Source organism: Martinezella sp. CNPSo 3795 (assembly GCF_057784475.1).
The window spans coordinates 160,296-179,343 of the sequence record NZ_JBXSOQ010000012.1 but is presented as its reverse complement, the minus strand read 5'-3'; the positions used below and the strand labels follow the sequence as shown (position 1 = coordinate 179,343).

Genomic DNA, 19,048 nt, shown 5'->3' with positions numbered 1-19,048 from the left:
TCCAGCTAGCCCCGCCGTCGGTTATTAGCCTTGGGCCAAAGCCGCACAAGATAGCAATCATCCCCGTCGAGACCGTCTTCGCTAAGGGTATCGAGGCCGAATATGCTAACGCGCACGCCGAGCGGTCCCGCCTTTACTGGAAGGCGAGGAGCGTCTGGTTCGTAATCAGTCAATCCGGCCAATACGAGCTGGCCTGAGGGGCAGTCGAACTCGGCTTCGGCTACATGCTTTTCAGCGTCCAGCTCAGCAGCAGGGCGTTGATCGTGCCATTCGACGCTGACTGGCACGGTCATATTGCGCGCTGTATGGAGGATGATTGCGTAGGGTGCGACGGTAAGGCGACGCGCCAGCGACTCATCCGTGTAATTATCCGGTAGGTCGGGATGGGCTTCGTCGCGCAGATATATCTGGAAGTAATCGGCAAAAAGATCGCCCTGATACAGGATCTTAAACATGTGTGCCTCGGCGAGCTGGCAGTTGTTTTTCGGGCGGAGTGAAATTGGCATATCAGTAGCCCGAAGGCCAGCTTACCCCCGATTTATGTGACCGCGTTTCGTCTGGATCGGTTTTGCCTGTTGGTCAGGATTTATCCGAAAGCAAAGCCAACAGCTCAGCCAATTGTCCGGCTTGCGCATCATCCAGCTTATCGCCCACATGGCGTTGAAGTGCTGAGGCATAGACTGCCCACATGCGGCTGCGCATGGCGCTTCCTGCTTCGGTAATAACGACCCAGCGGCCCCGGCCGTCCTCGGAAAATATTTCGCGATGAACAAGACCGGCCTTTTCCATCCGGTCGAGAAGGCGGGAGAGATTATGCTGGGCGAGAAGCGTGCGCTCCTCGATCTCATAGGGCCGCAACTTTCCTTCCGTGGCTTGCGTCAGCTCCCATAGCACGTCGTACCAGCCGAGGGACGGCAGGCCGGCTACCTTCAAATCCTGCTCGATCGCCGCAAGGACGATGTGTTGCGTGCGCATGAGGCGAACCCACGCTCGCGTGACCGCGGCGGAGGGTTTTGAAGGGGTGGCATCTGAACAATCGGACATGGATGCAATTACATCTATGTTGACCACGCTGGCAAGTCTGGATATAGATGCAATTACATCTATCTCGAACGCGACCCAGGAGATTTGATTATGTCCGACCCAAAACTGGTCCTTGTCAGCCATTACCTTTGCCCCTACGTCCAGCGAGCAGCCATCACACTTGCTGAAAAGGCCGTGCCATTTGAGATCCGCTATGTCGACCTGTCGGCAAAGCCCGACTGGTTTCTGGCTATTTCCCCGCTCGGCAAAGTTCCGTTGCTGATCGTGCGGCAGGAGGACGGAGTGGAAACGGTTTTGTTCGAAAGCGCGGTGATCTGCGAATATCTCGAGGAAACCCAACCCGGCGCTCGGCTTCACCCGGCAGATCCGCTGGCGCGTGCCCGCCATCGCGGCTGGATGGAATTCGGCTCTTCCATTCTTTCAGATTTGTGGGGATTCGAGACCGCCAGGGACGAAGGAACCTATGAGGCCAAGCGTAAGGCGCTGATCGATAAATTTGCTCGTGTCGAGGCGGAATTGGGAAACGGTCCCTTTTTTGCCGGACAGGCATTCAGCCTCGTCGATGCAGTTTTTGCGCCGATCTTCCGTTACTTCGATGTGTTCGATACCATCACATCGACCGGCGTTTTTGACGGCCTACCGCGTGTCAAGGCATGGCGCACAGAGCTGGCGTCGCGGCAAAGCGTGCGAGGTGCGGTGACGCACGACTATCCCGAGCGCCTGAAGGCTTTCCTGCTCAATCATGATGCGTTCTTACTGAAACATGCCGCCTGACGGGATTGCGCAAATCCCGATCGAGGCGATTGCGCGCATCTGAACTGGCGACGTGGTAGAAGAGAGTGCGCCTGTCTGAGCGTCTAAGACTGAAGTGCGAGGCACGAAAAGCCGGCATTCAGCCCCTTTCTTGCCTCCCCCCTTTCGCATTCGCGAAAAAAAGGGTATGAGCGCGCCAAATGCAATTGGCGTGTTACTGAAACACTGCGCCCCAGCCTCAGAGATTAAGACATATGGCACTTCGCAACATCGCGATCATCGCGCACGTTGACCATGGGAAAACCACCCTCGTCGACGAGCTCCTGAAGCAATCCGGCTCGTTCCGCGAGAACCAGCGCGTTGCCGAACGCGTTATGGACTCGAACGATCTGGAAAAGGAGCGCGGCATCACCATTCTTGCCAAGGCGACGTCGGTTGTCTGGAAGGACACGCGCATCAACATCGTCGACACCCCCGGCCACGCCGATTTCGGCGGTGAAGTCGAGCGCATTCTCTCGATGGTGGATGGCGCGATCGTTCTCGTCGATGCTGCCGAAGGCCCCATGCCGCAGACGAAGTTCGTCGTCGGCAAGGCGCTCAAGGTCGGCCTGCGTCCGATCGTTGCGATCAACAAGATCGACCGCCCGGATGCCCGCGCAGACGAAGTCATCAACGAAGTCTTCGATCTCTTCGCCAATCTCGACGCCACCGACGAACAGCTCGATTTCCCGATCCTCTACGGTTCTGGCCGTAACGGCTGGATGAACTATTCGCCTGATGGCCCGAAGGAAGAGGGCCTTGCGCCGCTACTCGACCTCGTCGTCAAGCATGTTCCGGAGCCGACCGTCGGTGAAGGCCCGTTCCGCATGATCGGCACGATCCTGGAAGCCAACCCCTTCCTTGGCCGCATCATCACCGGCCGCATTCATTCAGGCTCGATCAAGCCGAACCAGGCTGTCAAGGTTCTGGGTGCCGACGGCAACCTCATCGAAACCGGCCGTATCTCGAAGATCCTCGCCTTCCGCGGCATCGAGCGTCAGCCAATCGAAGAAGCGCAGGCAGGCGACATCGTCGCTATCGCCGGCCTTTCCAAGGGCACGGTCGCCGATACCTTCTGCGACCCGCAGGTCAGCGAGCCGCTGATCGCTCAGCCGATCGACCCGCCGACCGTCACCATGTCCTTCATCGTCAACGATAGCCCCTATGCGGGCACCGAAGGCGATAAGGTCACCTCGCGCGTCATCCGCGACCGCCTCTTCAAGGAAGCCGAAGGCAACGTCGCGCTGAAGATCGAGGAAGCCGAAGGCAAGGATTCGTTCTACGTTTCGGGCCGCGGCGAATTGCAGCTCGCAGTTCTGATCGAAACCATGCGCCGCGAAGGCTTCGAGCTTGCCGTCTCGCGTCCACGCGTCGTCATGCACAAGGATGAGAACGGCCAGCTGCTCGAGCCGATCGAAGAAGTCGTCATCGACGTCGATGAAGAGCATTCCGGTATCGTCGTGCAGAAGATGTCCGAGCGTAAGGCTGAAATGTCCGAGCTGCGTCCTTCTGGCGGCAATCGCGTCCGTCTCGTCTTCCTGGCGCCGACCCGCGGCCTCATCGGCTATCAGTCGGAACTCCTGACCGACACGCGCGGCACGGCCGTCATGAACCGCCTGTTCCATGACTACCAGCCCTACAAGGGTGAGATCGGCGGCCGCGTGAACGGCGTGCTGCTCGCCAATGAAGCCGGCGAAGCCGTGGCCTACGCCCTGTTCAACCTGGAAGACCGCGGCCCGATGATCATCGACGCCGGCGAGAAGGTCTATGCCGGTATGATCATCGGCATCCACTCGCGCGACAACGACCTTGAAGTCAACGTGCTGAAGGGCAAGAAGCTCACCAACATCCGCGCCGCCGGCAAGGACGAAGCCGTGAAGCTGACGCCGCCGATCCGCATGACGCTCGACCGCGCGCTTTCCTGGATCCAGGACGACGAGCTGGTGGAAGTGACGCCGAAGTCGATCCGCCTCCGCAAGATGTATCTCGATCCGAACGAGCGCAAGCGTTACGAGAAGGCCCGTCTGGCCTGATCATCCTAACCGAGCAATGCATTCGACCCCGGCCTTCATGCCGGGGTTTTTATTTGTATGTTCGGTTTTTGAGCCCTTGTCCTAAAGGTTAAAAAACCGTTAATTTTTGTTGACGATCCACGGATAAAGCCTGTGGGCAAGTCTGCCATCTTTATGAATGAGGATGGTTAATTCGCATCGGTAAGACCAGAGTAGACGTTATGAAGACGTTGTCGATTGATGTTCGGCGGGCAGAACCCCATGATGCCCGAGCCATTTCAGAGGTGCACCGCCAGTCGTGGCAGTACACCTATGCCGGCATCATTCCGCATCGCGCCCTTGGCCAGATGATCGAGCGTCGTGGCGAAGCCTGGTGGCGCAAGGCGACAAGTGGCCCCGCGACGCTGCTGGTTCTGGATGTCGCCGGTGAGATCGCAGGCTATGCCACGCTCGGCCTCAATCGCGCCCGCGCACTGCCCCAGGAAGGCGAGATCTACGAACTCTATCTGCGCCCGCAATATCAGGGCCTCGGCCTCGGGCGCATGCTGTTCGGCGAGGCGCGCAGGCTGTTGAAGTCGCTTGGCTGCAAGGGGCTGGTCGTCTGGTGCCTCGAGGAAAACGAGAATGCCTACCGCTTCTATCGCGGGCAGGGCGGTGCGGATTTCTGTGAGGGCATCGAAACCTTCGATCACAGGCAGCTGCGCAAGATCGGCTTCGTCTGGCCCTGAGCGGCGCTGTGGCGCTCCTTAATCTGCCGCATGTTTTTTGCCTAATCGATTCCATTTAAGGAATCATGCAGTAAATCGACCTCTTTCCCGATGTGTTGTTGCGTTGCGGCATGAAACCGATTATTTGGCTGGCGGCAACCATCCTTATTTAGGGGACAAGCATGCGTATCGACGCGATTTCCATTGGCAAGAACCCGCCCGAAGACGTCAACGTCATCGTTGAAGTGCCGGTCGGCGGCCATCCGATCAAGTACGAAATGGACAAGGACGCCGGCACGCTGGTCGTCGACCGTTTCCTCTACACGCCGATGACCTATCCGGGCAATTACGGCTTTGTCCCGCACACGCTCTCCGAAGACGGCGACCCGATCGACGTTCTGATCGCCAGCACCCGTCCGCTGGTGCCGGGCTGCGTCATCAATGTTCGCCCGATCGGCGTGCTGAAGATGGAAGACAATTCCGGCAAGGACGAGAAGATCATTGCCGTTCCCTCGCCGAAGCTGACGCTGCGCTACGAAAAGGTCAAGGAATATACCGACCTGCCGGAGATCACGCTGAAGCAGATCGAGCACTTCTTCGAGCACTACAAGGATCTCGAGCCCGGCAAGTGGGTGAAGATCTTTGGCTGGGGCGGCTCCAAGGAAGCCGGCGAACTGATCATCGAAGCTATCGCCCGCGCCAAGAAGGAAAAGGCCTGATCAGGCCTTCGTTATAGCGTTTAATTTCTTCATCAAATCCTCCGGCTCGCCCTCGATCCGGAGGATTTTTTTGCGCGCCGTGTCGCCGCTGACGATGCTAAGCGTGGATTTGGGAAGGCCGAGGCTTTTTGAAAGCAGAGCAATCAGCGCCTTGTTGGCCTTGCCCTTTTCCGGCACCACTGAAACGCGCGCCTTCAGATAGCATTCGCCGTCGCTTACGGTTTCGAGCCCATCGATCGCGTCACGCCCGCCATTGGGCGTGAGCCGTACGGAAAGCCTGACGTGATTCGGAAAGGCCTGCCAGGCTTTGTTCACCGCAGGAACATGGGGACGATCGAATTCCACATCAGCGAGCGGATGAAGAAGATGATCAAGAGCAGGATGACCGGCGAGATGTCGATGCCGCCGAGGTCCGGCAGGATGCGACGGATCGGCCGCAGGGCAGGTTCCGTGACCGCATAAAGGAAGTTGCCGACGGAGCTGACGAATTGATTGCTCGAATTGATGACGTTGAAAGCATATAGCCATGAAAAGATGGCGCTGGCGATCAATATCCAAGTATAAAGATTCAAAGCCAGATCAATGGTTTGAAATAAGGCGAGCATGTCCGTCTCCAATTCGCGGTTGACAGACATGTAGACATTGGCGACTAAACGGGCAAGTCCCATGCTCCGAAGCATGTTGAATCATGTCTAAAAGGCCGGCCTTTGCGCCAGCGGCCCCATCGGAAAGTCTCGTCCCATGTCGTTCGCTGCCAGCGGAGACCGGTTTGCCGCCTTCAGGCACATTGCCTATACCTATTTCTTCTTCGCGCGGTTTTTGACAGGTTTTGCCACGCAGGTCGTCAGCGTTTCGGTCGGTTGGCAGATGTACGAGCACACCGGCCAGCCGATCTATCTCGGTCTCATCGGCCTCGTGCAGTTCCTGCCGTCGCTGCTGCTGATCCTGGTGACGGGCACGGCTGCGGACCGTTACAACAGGCGTCTGATTTCTGCGATCTGCATTTTCGTCGGCACCCTCTGCACCGCTACGCTGCTGTTTCTGACCATATCGGGCACCTTCGCGCCGCTGCCGGTATTTCTGATCCTCACGGTCTTCGGCATCGAGCGCGCTTTCATGACGCCGGCCATGCAATCGCTGGCGCCCAACCTGATCCCGCCCGAAGACCTGACGAACGCCATCACCTGGAACTCGATGTCATGGGACGCGGCCGCCATCCTTGGTCCCGTGGCCGGTGGCCTGCTTTACGGCATCGGGGCCAATGTCGCCTATTCCGTGGCCGTGTTTTTCTTCGCGGCCGGTTCGGTGCTGACCTTCCTGATCCCCAAGCCGCAGCAGCGCACCGCACATGAGCGGCGTAGCCTCAACGAGATGCTCGCCGGCTTCCGTTTCATCTGGTCGGAAAAAGTGGTGCTCGGTGCGGTATCGCTCGATCTTTTCGCGGTGTTGCTCGGCGGCGCCGTCGCGCTGATGCCCATCTATGCGCGCGATATCCTGACGCTTGGGCCCTGGGGCCTCGGCATGCTGCGCGCTGCGCCAAGCTTCGGCGCGATCGCCATGGGCCTGTTTCTGGCGACTTATCCTATCCGAAACCGCGCCGGCATCTGCATGTTTGCCGGCGTTGCCATGTTCGGCGTAGGTACGCTGATCTTCGGCATCTCGCATACGCCGTGGCTGTCGATAGCGGCTCTCGCCGTCATGGGCGCTTCCGACCTGATTTCCGTCTATGTGCGCGAGACCCTGATCACGCTTTGGACGCCGGATCACGTCCGCGGCCGCGTCAATGCCGTCAACATGGTCTTCGTCGGCGCGTCGAACGAGCTTGGCGAATTCCGCGCCGGCACCATGGCGCATTATTTCGGCGCAATTCCCGCCGTCGTCATCGGAGGACTTGGCACGCTGACCGTCGCCATCCTTTGGGCCACAGGTTTCCCGCAGCTGCGCCGCATCGACAGCCTGAACGCGCCTGATCGTGACGGCGAGCCGCAGCCGGCTTGAGGATTGCGCGATGACAAGGAAGCCGGATCGATACAATTCGTTTTCGGCGCTTCGCGAGCATGAAATCGAGGGCTTCGGCTATCGTATCCATCTCGAGGATCGATCATCGCATGTCGCCGTCATCGCTCCCCATGGCGGTTTCATTGAGCCCGCCACATCCGAAATCGCTCTGGCGATCGCCGATGAGAGGTACTCACTTTATCGTTTCGAAGGGCTCGATGCGGCGAGGCTTCATCATGAGCTGCACATCACCGCCGAAAAATTCGATGAACCGATAGCAAACGGCCTGGTGTCCAGTTCGTCGATCGTCGTCGCCGTTCATGGGCGAACGGATCGGGATGATCCGCTGACGAGCTGGATCGGCGGTCTCGACACATCGCTTCGCGACCGGATCGTCGAAGCGTTGCGGCTCAATGGTTTTGCGGCGGCGGCGAGAGTGAAAGGGGAGGCGCTTGCCGGAGCTTCCACCGGCAATATCTGCAATCGCGGCAAGCGGCAGGCCGGCGTCCAGCTCGAAATTCCGAGAGGCGTCAGGGATATTCTCATGAAAGATGCACAAAAGATGGAGCGATATGCGTCTGCGATCCGTAGCGCGATCGATGAACTCGATCGCGTGCTTTCGTCAGGCGAGGGCCTTTAGGCCACCATTGCCTGCTTGCCCTCGAAGACGAGATCGAGGAATTCCGATAGCCAGGCCTTCAGCGCGGCGTCGAAGATCATGCGGCCTTCGAGATGCTCGCGGCCCTGCTGGGCGTTCGGCATGCAGAAGCGGTGCTCGCCATGCACGACCCAGCGCTGCATCATGGCGCGTGTGAGCTCGGCATGAAACTGCAGACCCCAGGCATTGGCGCCATAGCGATAGGCCTGGTTGGGATAGGTCTCCGCTGTCGCGAGCAGATCGGCGCCGTGCGGCAGCTCGAAGCCTTCGCGATGGAAATGATAGACCATTTGCGGCCAACGCATCAGCAACCGGCCTTTTTCCGTCGGCTGTAGCGCATACCAGCCGATTTCGGTCTTGCCGTCGTCGCGCGGCTTCACCTTGGCGCCGAGATGGCGGGCGAGCAGCTGTGCCCCGAGGCAGATGCCGAGATAGGGGCGGTTTTCCTTGAGCGGTACTTTCAGCCAGTCGGTCTCAGCCCTGATGAAGTCATCCGGGTCGTTGGCGCTCATCGGGCCGCCAAAGATGACGGCGCCGGCATGTGCTTCGAGCGTCGAGGGCAGGGGATCGCCGAGGACCGGATGGCGGATATCGAGATCGTAGCCTTTCTCCAGCAGCATCTGGCCGACGCGGCCGGGGCTGGAGCGCTCCTGATGCAGGACGATCAATATAGGGCGGCCGGCGCTCTTCGGCGCTTCAATCATCATTGCCTGTCTCCACCCTCGGGCCGGGTGCGCGTGCGGCTGCTTCCTGGCGCTTCATGATGCGCTCGCGATCGGAAATGCCCATGAGGTCGGCGATCCGCCAGATTGCATGATCTTCCATCTCGCTGCGCTCGCCGTCGGCATAGACGATGTCCCAGAGGATGCCGAGCAGTTCGAGCCGCTGGGTGCTGTCGAGATGACGCTTCAGATCCGAGGTAAAACGATAATAATCGACCGCCTCGCTTTCCGCTTCCTCGCCGGCAGCGATCAGCCGGTCGAGCTGGCGCCCATCGAGACCATATTGGTCCTTCAGGAGCTTGCGCAGCCGTTTCTTTTCGCTGTTCTCGATCTTGCCGTCTGCCTCCATGACCTGGATGCACAGGGCCGCCACCGCGACACGCGGGTCGTCGGGTGCGAAGCCGGATCTGGGGTGGTCTTGGGTCAGGTTATGAAGGAATTCCTGAAAGCGTTCGAACATGCGTCTCCATTCTCAAAACGGGCCGAGCAGGGTTCTTGGGGCACCATGCTCTATCTTTTTATCTTCCCGCAATTCCGGACGTAAAACCGCCGCGCAGTTTTGCCGGAATTGCTCTAAAACAGCTTGAGCCGCGTCTTGGGTTCCGGTTCAAGCTTATGATCCTTCACGCCCGGATCATCAGGCGCACCACCGAAGAAGGGCCGGGGTTCCTCACCTTGCTGCACCGGCTTTGGCGCGGCCTCGGAGGGGCTTGAAGCGGGTTTCACCACGGCAGGTTCCAATTCCATGACATAGGTATCGGCGGCCGGCGATGCAACTTTCGGTGAACTTGGCTTTGCCGCCGTGGTTGCGGTGGCGGCCTCGCGCACCGGCGGCAGCGATTTCAACGCCGCATCGACCGACACCGTGGAGCCTTCTTCCACCGGCCCATCGATCTGGCCGAAAGGCGCCTTCCATTCGAAGGCATCGAGACGGCCCGTGATCGGCGACAGCGGCAGCCATTTTTCCGAGACGAAGCCATCGGCAACCCAGGCCGGATCGCGTGGCGCGCGCAGCGCCTGCGCCATCCAGTGGCGGATGCGGCCCTGATCACCGGTTTCGGCCTCTTCGATGTCGGCACGAAGCAGGAAAGCGCCTTCGCGCGCATCGATCCTTGCGGCTGCTTCTGCCTTGGCACGAGCCTTGGCAAAATCGCCGGCATCCATCGCCGCCTTTGCGGTCAACAGCAGAGCTTCGACATTGTTCGGGCGGATCGCCTCCAGCCGCTCGGCGCGCTTCAAACGGTCAAGAACGGAATCGCCACTGCGAGCTCGCACATATGCCCTGCCGACTTCGGGATGCGGCTGCGCCTTCCAGACCTGCTCGAGGATGGAGGCAGCCTTGCGCACCTTGTCTTCATGGAACAAGGCCTTGGCCGCGATCAGCGCTGCGGGCACGAAATCGTCCACAAGCTTCAACGCCGCCAAAGCATCGTCGCGCGCGCCTGTCGGATCGCTCTCCAGCTTGTCGTTGGCGCGGGCCGTCAGCAGCACGGCGCGTTGACGGTTGGCCGTGGCCTTGTCGACGACATGAGCGACTTTCTGCTGGTCCAGCAGCTTGATGGCATCATCCCAGCGGCCGGCCTGGCTGCGATATTCCAACGTCGCCTGCGCCGCCCATGGCAGGTAGGGCGCCTGATCGGCGGCCTTTTCGGCATATTGCCGCGCCGCTTCATGCGCGCCGAGGCGCTTGGCTTCGAGATAGAGGCCGCGCAGGCCAAGCTCGCGCGTTTCCGGATCATTGGCCATCTGTTCGAACTTCTGACGGGCCTCGTCATGCTTGCCTTCGATCAGGGCAGCCTGGGCTTCAAGCAGGTTGATGAGCGGCTCCTGATCGGCGCGGATGAGGCCACGGCTGCGCGCCGCCATCTTGCGGGCGAGCAGCGAATTGCCGGCACCGGCGGCGATCAGGCCCGTCGACAACGCTTGATAGCCGCGATCGCGCTTGCGGGCGCGGAAATAGCGAGTAACGGAATAGGGCGAAGTCCAGATCAACCGCACGAGCCACCAGACGATCATGACGGCGGCCACGATCGCAATCAGGATCGCGGCGGCCACGATCAGTTTCGTCTGGTAAAGCTGCCCTTCCCAAACCAGCGAGAGATCGCCGGGGCGATCCGCGAGCCACGAAAAGCCATAGCCGAGAGCCAGAACGAGAATGGCGAAGATAAGCAGTCTGATCATTGCTACACTCCGTCCTTAGTTCTGTTTCCCGGTATTGGCGATCGCCTTCGACAGGGCATCGCTTACCAGGTCCTCAACGCGGATGCGGGCTTCCAGGGATTGCTTGAAGGCGGCCGATGCGGATTTTCCGGCATCGGGCAGGCTGTTCCACTCGGTCACCGCGCCCGGCAGATCGCCGTTCCTGACCTTGTCCTCGAAACGCGCGGCGATGGCATCGATGCTGTCGCCGGGCACATTGCCGACGGGGCGGACCTGCACCAGCGATTTCGCTCCCGACATCAGCCGGCTGCTCCAGCTCTGGTTCGGATCGTCGGTCTGCGCGGTGGCGACGATTGCGGTCGCGACATCGGAAACCTGGCGGATCAGGTCGGCGCGGGAGGGCACACCGGTCTGGGCGAAATTCTTGAGATCGGCAACGGCTGGATCGTCCGGCGCAACATTGGCAAAGGTGTCGAGCTCAGGCTGGAAGGGGCCGCCGCGGTCGATTGCCGCCTTCAACGCCGCAGCTGCGATGGCGCGGGCAACCGCGCTTTCCTGGCTGGGTCCGCTCAACTTCTTTTCAGCGTCGTCAAGACGCTTGCTGACTTCGGCATCTGAGGTTGCCTGGCTCTGCGTTGCCTTGCTGAGATCCGATTTCAGCTGCTCCACCTCGCTGGTGAGCGAAGCGATCTTCTGGTCGGAGGCGGGATTTGGGATGCCAGCCGAGCCATTTGCCGAAGCGCCGCTGGCAGCGCTCGCCTCGAGTGCGGCAACGCGGGCCGTCAGTGCTTCGTCCGGCTTTGCGGCTGGTGCGGCGGCGAGATTGGCGATGCTCTGCTTGAGACCGTCGATCTCCGCATTCAGTGCGGCGATCTCGGTTGAGCTGTCCTTGCCTGTGCGGCCGCCAGGCAGGAAGCCCGCATATTGCAAGGCGCCGGCGCAAATGAGGGCGATCAGGCCGCCGGTGATGCCGGCCGCGATAAGGCCTGATGTCGAACCCTCGCGCGACGGCGGACGCTCGGTATGAGGCGGATGGTCGGCATGGGACGGTGGAGGATCGGCCTGCTGCGCAGCGGCCGTTTGCGGCTCTTGCGGTGTGGCGCCGAAGATCGACTCCTGAGCTTCTTCGCGAAATGGCTCCTTCTCCGCTTCCAGCGGCATTTCCACTTCATCAGCCGAGGAGCCGCCAAGCTCGCCATGGCTGCGCTCAGTCAAATCTTCGGGAGCCGCGTCCTGCGCAGTTTTTTCGGCTTCCAGATCAATCGTGACCGGTTCGTCGTTGGGCTTCGAATGGTTAGGCGTTTTTCGCGATACCATGAGGTCCTCTTTATCATGCGCTGCAACGAAGTTAGACAGACAAGGCGATTATGGAAAGGCCTTACATCAAAATTGCGACCTTAGGCGTGGATCAGAAGCGCCATAAGCCGGTCTTCATTCGGCATGTCGGCAATATCGACATGGGATCGCATCGGCTCCGGAACTGCGCTGGCGATGGTTTCGCTCAGGCAGAGAAATCGTGTTTCAGCAAGGATGCCGGGGTTGTGCCGAACGAATGGCAGGCTGAAAAAGCGTTTCGCCGTCTCCTGGGAATAGAGCAGTACGGCGTCCGCACGGGTGTCGGCGAAAAGCCGGCGAAGAATGTTGTCGTCTGGGACGATATTCTGCATCCGGTAGCATTCGATGGTCAGGAAAGGCAGGTATCGCTCAGCCAGTCCTGCCTCGAAGCCAGCCGCTCGCGGAGAGCCCGCAAGATAGAGAAGGGGGCCGTCGTTCAGGCCTGAAGGATGGCCGGAGATCATGGCGGCAAGCTCTGTGCCGCCGCCTTCGGATATGGCGATATTGCTGAATCCGAGATCAGCCGCTTCTTTGGCTGTCGCCTTTCCCACGGCAAAGAGGCGACGACCAAGATGAGGCGCAAGATCGGAATCCAACAACGAAAGCGCCCGGATCGCCTCGGCGCTGGTAACGGCGACGGCGCCCTGCGTGGCAAGGAGCGCTCGTCTCGCCTCCTCGGCATCGTGGACAGGTTTGGCCAGCGGCAGCAGCAGGGGTTCATGTCCCATCTGCGCCAGCCGCCGCATGGTGCGCTCACCCGAATGCTGAGGGCGGGTGACGACGACGCGCATCCTTTGTCAGGTCCAGTCTTCGAAGAAGGTGCTGCCGGCTTCGGCGCGGATCGCCTGGCCGGCATTGATTCCGAGCGCCTCGGCATCGCGGCGGTGGCCCTCGATCGTGGTCGTGTGTACCTGCTTGCCATCCGGGGTGAGGATCATGCCGAAGAAGCGCAGATGATCGCCTTCGCAAATTGCGTAGCCGGCTATCGGCGTGCGGCAGGAGCCGTCGAGTGCGGCCAGGAAGGCGCGTTCGCAGGATACGGCATCGAAGGTCGGCGCGTCATTGACGGCGGCGAGCAGATCATTCATCCGCGCGTCGTCGATGCGGCTTTCGATTGTGATCGCGCCTTGCGCGGGCGCTGGAGGGAATTCGTCCGGGTCGAGAATATCGGTGATGACCTCGACCATGCCGAGCCGCTTCAGGCCGGCAAGCGCCAGCAAGGTCGCGTCGGCCTGCCCCTCTTCCAGCTTGCGCAGGCGCGTCTGGACGGAGCCGCGGAAGGTGATGACATTGATATCAGGGCGCAGACGGCGGATCAGTGCCTGGCGGCGCAGCGACGCAGAGCCGACGGTGGCGCCGTGCGGTAGCTCGATTAGTTTCGGCGCGGTGCGGCCGATGACAGAATCGCGGATATCTTCGCGCGGCAGATAGGCGGTGAGCGCCAAGCCTTGGGGCAGTTTCGTCGCCATATCCTTGGCCGAGTGCACGGCGAAGTCGAGTTCGCCCGACGTCAGCTTTTCTTCCAGTTCCTCGGTGAACAGGCCTTTGCCGCCGATTGCCGCCAGCGACCGGTCGGTGATGCGGTCGCCCTTGGTGGTGAGAACGACGATTTCGAACATCTCCTCCGGAAGGCCATGGGCCGCCATCAGGCGGTCGCGCGCTTCTCGCGCTTGGGCGAGCGCCAGCGGGCTGCCCCGCGTGCCGATCCGGAAAGGTTTTGTTTGCATCCGCTTTGATCCGTTGTTACCGACAGTTCCCGTAACCATATTTCCGCTTTATCGCAATCGACCTGTAGGCAACGAACTTTCTCCATGGCATCCGTTCTTCGTATTCTCGGCATCGAAACAAGCTGCGACGAAACCGCCGCGGCCATTGTCGAGCGTCGGGATGACGGCACGCCCAATGTCTGTTCCGATGTCGTCCTCAGCCAATTGGACGAGCATAGCGCCTATGGCGGCGTCGTGCCGGAAATTGCCGCGCGTGCGCATGTCGAGGCGCTCGATACGCTGATCGACGAAGCATTGAAACGCGCCAATGTGTCGCTCTTAGACGTCGATGCCATTGCCGCCACCTCCGGGCCAGGCCTCATCGGCGGTCTGCTCGTCGGCCTGATGACCGGCAAGGCGATCTCACGTGCGACAGGCAAACCATTATACGCCATCAACCATCTGGAAGGCCATGCCCTGACCGCGCGGCTGACGGACGGACTTGCGTTTCCATACCTGATGCTGCTCGTTTCCGGCGGCCATACCCAGCTGATCCTGGTGCGCGGTGTCGGCCAATACGAGCGCTGGGGCACGACCATCGACGATGCGCTCGGCGAAGCCTTCGACAAAACGGCGAAGCTTCTGGGACTGCCCTATCCCGGTGGCCCGGCCGTAGAGGCAGCCGCCAAGAATGGCAATCCGGACCGTTTCGATCTTCCGCGGCCGCTGGTCGGCGAGACGCGCCTCGATTTTTCCTTTTCCGGCCTGAAGACGGCGGTGCGGCAGGCGGCGACGGCGATCGCGCCTGTCACAGAGCAGGATATCGCCGATATCTGCGCCTCCTTCCAGAAGGCGATCTCGCGCACGCTGAAGGACCGGATCGGCCGCGGCCTGCAGCGCTTCAAGGCGGAGTTTCCGAAGACGGCGGAACAGCCGTCGCTTGTCGTGGCCGGCGGTGTCGCCGCCAATCTCGAGCTGCGCCGCACGCTGCAGGAGCTTTGCGATGCCAATGGCTTCCGTTTCATCGCGCCGCCATTGAGGTTGTGTACGGACAATGCCGTCATGATCGCCTGGGCTGGATTGGAGCGGATGGCGACGGGTGCGGCGCCTGATGATCTCGATGTGCAGCCGCGCTCGCGCTGGCCACTGGATCAGAAGGCGGAAACTCTGCTCGGGCACGGCAAACGGGGAGCAAAGGCATGAGCGGCAACGAGCGGATCGCAGTCATCGGCGCCGGCGCTTTCGGCACAGCGCTTGCTGCCGTCATCGCATTGACCGGCCGCAGCGACGTCACCCTCGTCGGGCGAAAAGCCGGCCTGATGGCGGATCTTGCAGCCGATCGCATACATGATGCCGTCCTGCCGGGGATTGCGCTTCCGGATTCTTTGAAGTTCTCGGCCGAGGCGGATGCCGTTTCCGATGCGGACATCGTCCTCTTTGCCATGCCTTCGCAGGCGCAGGCCGATGCTGCCAAACATTATGGGCCTTATCTTGCCAAGGATGCCGTCGTCGTCACCTGCGCCAAGGGTATCGACAAGGTTTCCGGCGATCTGTTGACCGACATGCTGGAGCGCGAACTGCCGGAGCATGTCATCGCCGTTCTCTCCGGGCCGGGCTTTGCCTCCGACATCGCCAAAGGCCTGCCGACTGCCATGGCGATCGCCGCTACAGACATGGCGGTGGCGGAACGGCTTGCACAGGCGATTTCCGGTCCGACCTTCCGTCTTTACGCCTCGGACGACCGTATCGGCGTGCAGCTCGGGGGGGCGCTGAAGAATGTCCTCGCGATTGCCTGCGGTATCGTCGAAGGCCGGGGTATCGGCGATTCCGCCCGTGCGGCGCTGATCAGCCGCGGCCTTGCCGAGATGTCGCGCTTCGTCGCGGCCAAGGGCGGCAAGGCGGAAACCGTCCGCGGCCTATCTGGCCTTGGCGACCTCGTGCTGACGGCGACCAGCCATCAATCCCGCAATCTCAGATTCGGTATCGCGCTCGGTCAGGGAGACACCGTCGATCCGGCGCACGGCACGCTGGTCGAAGGCGCCTATGCCGCATCCATTGCCGCGCGGCTTGCCCACGAACTCGGCGTTGACATGCCGATCACCGACGCGGTGTCCGCCATCATCGACGGCAAACTCGACATAGGCGCAGCCATCGGGCAATTGATGACACGGCCGATCACCACGGAATAGTTTCTGGGGAATATTTTCTGAATATCTGAAGGAGCCAAGCAATGCTGTTTGCCTTTGTCTGCAAGGACAAGCCCGGTCACCTGAATGTCCGCATGGAGACGCGCCCGGCGCATTTGGAACATCTGAATAAGCTTAATGCCGGGGGCACGCTGAAGATGGCGGGTCCGTTCCTCGACGCGGAAGGCAAGCCGAATGGCAGCCTCGTGATCGTCGAGGCGGAAAGCATCGAAGCGGCGGTCGCGATTGCCGATGCGGATCCCTATACGAAGGCCGGCCTGTTCGAGAGCGTCGAGATCAAGCCGTTCAACTGGGTCTTCAACAAGCCGGAGGCATGAGAGATGGCGCATTGGCTTTATAAATCCGAGCCGTCCTCCTGGTCCTGGCAGCAGCAGAAGGATGCCGGCGACAAGGGAACGGAATGGACCGGCGTGCGCAACTATCTTGCCCGCAACAACATGCGGGCCATGCAGATCGGTGACAAGGGTTTCTTTTATCACTCCAATGACGGGCTGGAGGTCGTCGGCATCGTCGAGGTCTGCGCGCTGGCGCATCCGGATTCGACCGCAAAGGATGATCCGCGCTGGGAATGCGTCGACATCCGCGCCGTCCGCGACATGCCGAATCCCGTGACTCTCAAAGACATCAAGGCCAATCCGAAGCTTGCGCAGATGGCGCTCGTCACCTCCATGCGGCTTTCGGTGCAACCGGTGATGGATGATGAATGGCTGGAAGTCTGCCGCATGGGCGGGCTGGACAACCCGCCGGCCTGATTCCTCCTTGTTGGGCAGTTGGGAGATTCATTGAAAACCGATCCGGAAAGCTTCATCCACGCCAATACCAGCCTGATGGCGCCGCCGCATGTGCCGGAAATCCGGCTGCATCTGGCAAGCGAGGCTCATGAGTTGTGGCTGAAGACGGAAGAGGAGCTGGAAGAGATCGGCCTGCCGCCGCCCTTCTGGGCCTTTGCCTGGGCGGGCGGCCAGGGCTTGGCGCGCTATATACTCGATCATCCGGAGATCGTTGCCGGCAAAACGGTGCTGGATTTTGCCAGCGGCTCCGGACTTGTCGCGATTGCTGCCAAGCGAGCGGGTGCGGCCCATGTGCTGGCCGTCGATATCGATCCGTGGGCGGGCACAGCGATCCGGCTCAATGCTGCTGAAAACGGTGTGGCCCTGGATTTTTCCGGCGACAATATGATCGGGCAGGCCGTGGATGAGGGCGTCATTCTCGCCGGCGATGTCTTCTATGATCGCGATTTTGCCGTGAGCCTCGTTCCTTGGTTAAGACGTTTGGCCGGCGACGGGAAGACGGTTCTGGTCGGCGATCCCGGCAGGGCCTATCTTCCCAAGGATCGTCTGCAAGAGCAGGCGACCTACCAAGTACCGGTGACGCGGGCGCTTGAGGACAGCGAAGTCAAGAAAACGACGGTCTGGCGGTTTCTCGCCGATTGAGAATCATCAATGCCGGATGACGCAGACGCCCGCTTCGTATGAGCATGGATTGCCGGCATAGCGGACATCGATGACCTTCGCCTTCGGTCGCAGCTGCGCCGCAGCGGACCGGGCATAGGGATTGTAGCCGCCATAGCCGATAACATAGGTGCCGCCATCAGCCCGATAGACATCGGCCGAACCGGCATAGCTGCCGGCGCTTGCCGCATCGCGTCGTTCCATGATCACGATCCGGGCGGGTTGCTGCCCTGAACCCTGCGGTTGGGATATCTGGTTGAGGCGCACGATGCCGGAGCGGTTGTGATGGTGCCAGTGGCGATAGTCGCCGGCCGAAGTCGGCGTCGAGCAAAGAGCGGCTGCCGCTAAAACGAGCGCTGCTGCCTTGAAAAGATGCGGGGCCATGATTCGATCCGCTTCGGTTCGTTAATGAAATCTTAACGGCAGATTGCCCGAAGACCGCAGCGAAGTCCATGTCAGGCTTGCCGAAATGGTAAATGGGTCGGAATGGGAGGCTCTTCTCTGCATGCTCGCTAAAGTGCAGAGCGATCCGAATCGATTAAATTCGATGCAGGCATCAATTGTGCTTGTCGATGGCCGTCTGTGTGATTAATGGTCGCAATGATGCAACGCACACTGCGCATCCCCGCGCGCGCGTTGCCCCGGATATCCGGGTTCTAAGCGTATCGTAACGCCGCGAGGTTCTGATGGCGAACGTCACACAAAACCGGCCTCTGTCGCCGCATCTGCAAATCTACAAACCCATCCCCACCATGGTCATGTCGATCGTCCACCGCATTACCGGCGGCGCGCTCTACTTCGGCACGCTGCTGGTCGCCTGGTGGCTGATCGCCGCGGCGACGGGTCAGGGCTATTTCGATCTGGTCAATTGGATCATGGGTACGATCATCGGCCGCATCATCCTGCTCGGCTACACCTGGGCGCTGCTGCACCATATGCTGGGTGGCTTTCGTCATTTCATCTGGGATCTCGGGCATGGTTTCGATCCCGCCGTCTCGACGAAGATGGCCAAGTTCACGCTCATCGGCTCGATCTGTCTGACCGCGCTGGTCTGGATCATCGGCATCGTCATCCGGCTGGGTTGATTGGCATGATCGCTCCCGGAAGCGCCTGGGCACATTTCGGGATCATGCTTTAAAGGATATTTCTCATGGATATGCGCACTCCTCTGGGCAAAGTCCGCGGTCTCGGTTCCGCCAAGGAAGGTACCGATCATTTCTGGCGCCAGCGCCTGACCGCCGTTGCCAATGTTCCACTTTTCCTCTTCTTCGTCATCTTCCTGATGATCTATGCCGGCGCGCCCTACGCTGAAGTCGTGCATGCGATCTCGAATCCGATCGTCGCCGTCATCTTCGCCCTGATGGTGATCTCCGCCCTCATTCATATGAAGATCGGCATGCAGGTCATCATCGAGGACTATGTTCATGGCGAATTCGCCAAGATCGTCCTTCTCATGCTCAACACGTTCTTCGCGATCGTCGTGGCGGGGCTCTGTCTTTTCGCCATTCTGAAGATCGCGTTCGTAGGATAATTGCAT

Annotated in this window: 24 protein-coding genes; 13 read left to right on the top strand and 11 right to left on the bottom strand. The window is 60.6% G+C overall.

From position 1 onward, the window contains the following. Positions 1 to 5: 5 nt before the first annotated feature. Positions 6 to 455 carry a hypothetical protein gene (locus AC13QY_RS26775; protein WP_269244549.1) on the bottom strand — a complete coding sequence of 150 codons (450 nt, stop codon included), beginning with the start codon at positions 453 to 455 and terminating at the stop codon, positions 6 to 8. 124 nt (positions 456 to 579) lie between these two features. Continuing rightward, on the bottom strand, positions 580 to 1,044 hold the full coding sequence (locus tag AC13QY_RS26770) for a MarR family winged helix-turn-helix transcriptional regulator (protein WP_183809888.1): 465 nt from the start codon (positions 1,042 to 1,044) through the stop codon (positions 580 to 582). 90 nt (positions 1,045 to 1,134) lie between these two features. Between AC13QY_RS26770 and AC13QY_RS26765 the strand changes: the two genes are divergently transcribed. The 4 genes from AC13QY_RS26765 (at position 1,135) to ppa (ending at position 5,274) form a co-directional block, all read left to right on the top strand. Continuing rightward, on the top strand, positions 1,135 to 1,818 hold the full coding sequence (locus tag AC13QY_RS26765; protein ID WP_183809707.1) for a glutathione S-transferase family protein: 684 nt from the start codon (positions 1,135 to 1,137) through the stop codon (positions 1,816 to 1,818). Between the two features lie 233 nt (positions 1,819 to 2,051). Continuing rightward, positions 2,052 to 3,869 (top strand): translational GTPase TypA, encoded by a 1,818-nt coding sequence (gene typA, locus AC13QY_RS26760; RefSeq protein WP_113330720.1) that lies wholly within the window; start codon positions 2,052 to 2,054, stop codon positions 3,867 to 3,869. 200 nt (positions 3,870 to 4,069) lie between these two features. Next, positions 4,070 to 4,576, top strand: a complete 507-nt coding sequence (locus AC13QY_RS26755; RefSeq protein ID WP_069613362.1) for a GNAT family N-acetyltransferase — start codon at positions 4,070 to 4,072, stop codon at positions 4,574 to 4,576. Between the two features lie 161 nt (positions 4,577 to 4,737). Beyond that, positions 4,738 to 5,274, top strand: a complete 537-nt coding sequence (gene ppa, locus AC13QY_RS26750; protein ID WP_269244548.1) for an inorganic diphosphatase — start codon at positions 4,738 to 4,740, stop codon at positions 5,272 to 5,274. Here the strand turns inward: ppa and AC13QY_RS26745 are convergent, their stop codons facing one another. Beyond that, positions 5,275 to 5,589: a DUF167 domain-containing protein gene (locus AC13QY_RS26745; RefSeq protein WP_488494268.1), complete on the bottom strand. Its 315-nt coding sequence runs from the start codon at positions 5,587 to 5,589 to the stop codon at positions 5,275 to 5,277. After that, on the bottom strand, positions 5,586 to 5,909 hold the full coding sequence (locus AC13QY_RS26740; RefSeq protein WP_085999183.1) for a YggT family protein: 324 nt from the start codon (positions 5,907 to 5,909) through the stop codon (positions 5,586 to 5,588). Before AC13QY_RS26740 ends, AC13QY_RS26745 begins: the two co-directional genes overlap by 4 nt. Before the next feature lie 106 nt (positions 5,910 to 6,015). On the opposite strand from AC13QY_RS26740, the gene AC13QY_RS26735 reads away from it, so the two are divergent. Both AC13QY_RS26735 and AC13QY_RS26730 read left to right on the top strand, forming a co-directional pair. Further along, the gene (locus AC13QY_RS26735) at positions 6,016 to 7,272 is read left to right on the top strand and encodes an MFS transporter (RefSeq protein ID WP_488494254.1); all 1,257 of its coding nucleotides are present in this window, start codon (positions 6,016 to 6,018) and stop codon (positions 7,270 to 7,272) included. 10 nt (positions 7,273 to 7,282) lie between these two features. After that, entirely contained in the window at positions 7,283 to 7,912 is a 630-nt protein-coding gene (locus tag AC13QY_RS26730; protein WP_488494253.1) for a poly-gamma-glutamate hydrolase family protein, read from the top strand. Here the strand turns inward: AC13QY_RS26730 and AC13QY_RS26725 are convergent. The 6 genes from AC13QY_RS26725 to hemC form a co-directional block, all read right to left on the bottom strand. Next, complete coding sequence (locus tag AC13QY_RS26725) at positions 7,909 to 8,634, bottom strand: glutamine amidotransferase (protein ID WP_152094813.1); 726 nt, start codon at positions 8,632 to 8,634, stop codon at positions 7,909 to 7,911. The genes AC13QY_RS26730 and AC13QY_RS26725 overlap by 4 nt on opposite strands. Further along, positions 8,627 to 9,112 carry a tellurite resistance TerB family protein gene (locus AC13QY_RS26720; protein WP_488494252.1) on the bottom strand — a complete coding sequence of 162 codons (486 nt, stop codon included), beginning with the start codon at positions 9,110 to 9,112 and terminating at the stop codon, positions 8,627 to 8,629. The genes AC13QY_RS26725 and AC13QY_RS26720 overlap by 8 nt, the downstream gene beginning before the upstream one ends. Before the next feature lie 113 nt (positions 9,113 to 9,225). Then, entirely contained in the window at positions 9,226 to 10,833 is a 1,608-nt protein-coding gene (locus AC13QY_RS26715) for a heme biosynthesis HemY N-terminal domain-containing protein (RefSeq protein WP_488494251.1), read from the bottom strand. Between the two features lie 15 nt (positions 10,834 to 10,848). Next, positions 10,849 to 12,129, bottom strand: coding sequence for a COG4223 family protein (locus AC13QY_RS26710; protein WP_488494250.1), 1,281 nt, complete (start codon positions 12,127 to 12,129; stop codon positions 10,849 to 10,851). Positions 12,130 to 12,209: 80 nt separating this feature from the next. Then, positions 12,210 to 12,938: a uroporphyrinogen-III synthase gene (locus AC13QY_RS26705; RefSeq protein ID WP_488494249.1), complete on the bottom strand. Its 729-nt coding sequence runs from the start codon at positions 12,936 to 12,938 to the stop codon at positions 12,210 to 12,212. 6 nt (positions 12,939 to 12,944) lie between these two features. After that, on the bottom strand, positions 12,945 to 13,874 hold the full coding sequence (gene hemC, locus AC13QY_RS26700) for a hydroxymethylbilane synthase (protein ID WP_145636077.1): 930 nt from the start codon (positions 13,872 to 13,874) through the stop codon (positions 12,945 to 12,947). Between the two features lie 84 nt (positions 13,875 to 13,958). On the opposite strand from hemC, the gene tsaD reads away from it, so the two are divergent. From tsaD to AC13QY_RS26675, 5 genes are read left to right on the top strand one after another with little or no spacing between them, the layout of a single operon-like run. Continuing rightward, complete coding sequence (tsaD, locus tag AC13QY_RS26695; RefSeq protein ID WP_145636079.1) at positions 13,959 to 15,056, top strand: tRNA (adenosine(37)-N6)-threonylcarbamoyltransferase complex transferase subunit TsaD; 1,098 nt, start codon at positions 13,959 to 13,961, stop codon at positions 15,054 to 15,056. Further along, positions 15,053 to 16,042 (top strand): NAD(P)H-dependent glycerol-3-phosphate dehydrogenase, encoded by a 990-nt coding sequence (locus AC13QY_RS26690; protein WP_488494248.1) that lies wholly within the window; start codon positions 15,053 to 15,055, stop codon positions 16,040 to 16,042. Before tsaD ends, AC13QY_RS26690 begins: the two co-directional genes overlap by 4 nt. A gap of 41 nt (positions 16,043 to 16,083) precedes the next feature. Further along, complete coding sequence (locus tag AC13QY_RS26685) at positions 16,084 to 16,377, top strand: YciI-like protein (RefSeq protein WP_488494247.1); 294 nt, start codon at positions 16,084 to 16,086, stop codon at positions 16,375 to 16,377. A gap of 3 nt (positions 16,378 to 16,380) precedes the next feature. Next, positions 16,381 to 16,812 (top strand): EVE domain-containing protein, encoded by a 432-nt coding sequence (locus AC13QY_RS26680; protein WP_113330708.1) that lies wholly within the window; start codon positions 16,381 to 16,383, stop codon positions 16,810 to 16,812. A gap of 30 nt (positions 16,813 to 16,842) precedes the next feature. After that, positions 16,843 to 17,493 carry a class I SAM-dependent methyltransferase gene (locus tag AC13QY_RS26675; protein ID WP_113330707.1) on the top strand — a complete coding sequence of 217 codons (651 nt, stop codon included), beginning with the start codon at positions 16,843 to 16,845 and terminating at the stop codon, positions 17,491 to 17,493. 6 nt (positions 17,494 to 17,499) lie between these two features. On the opposite strand, the gene AC13QY_RS26670 is transcribed toward AC13QY_RS26675, so the two are convergent. After that, a complete protein-coding gene (locus AC13QY_RS26670; protein ID WP_488494246.1) occupies positions 17,500 to 17,895 on the bottom strand; it encodes a hypothetical protein in 396 nt (131 codons plus the stop codon). A 302-nt stretch (positions 17,896 to 18,197) separates the two neighbouring features. Here AC13QY_RS26670 and sdhC point away from each other — a divergent pair, with 302 nt between their 5' ends. Together sdhC and sdhD are read left to right on the top strand one after the other, a co-directional pair. Continuing rightward, entirely contained in the window at positions 18,198 to 18,596 is a 399-nt protein-coding gene (sdhC, locus tag AC13QY_RS26665; RefSeq protein ID WP_069613380.1) for a succinate dehydrogenase, cytochrome b556 subunit, read from the top strand. Between the two features lie 65 nt (positions 18,597 to 18,661). Next, a complete protein-coding gene (sdhD, locus tag AC13QY_RS26660) occupies positions 18,662 to 19,042 on the top strand; it encodes a succinate dehydrogenase, hydrophobic membrane anchor protein (protein ID WP_113330705.1) in 381 nt (126 codons plus the stop codon). The last annotated feature ends 6 nt before the right edge of the window (positions 19,043 to 19,048 follow it).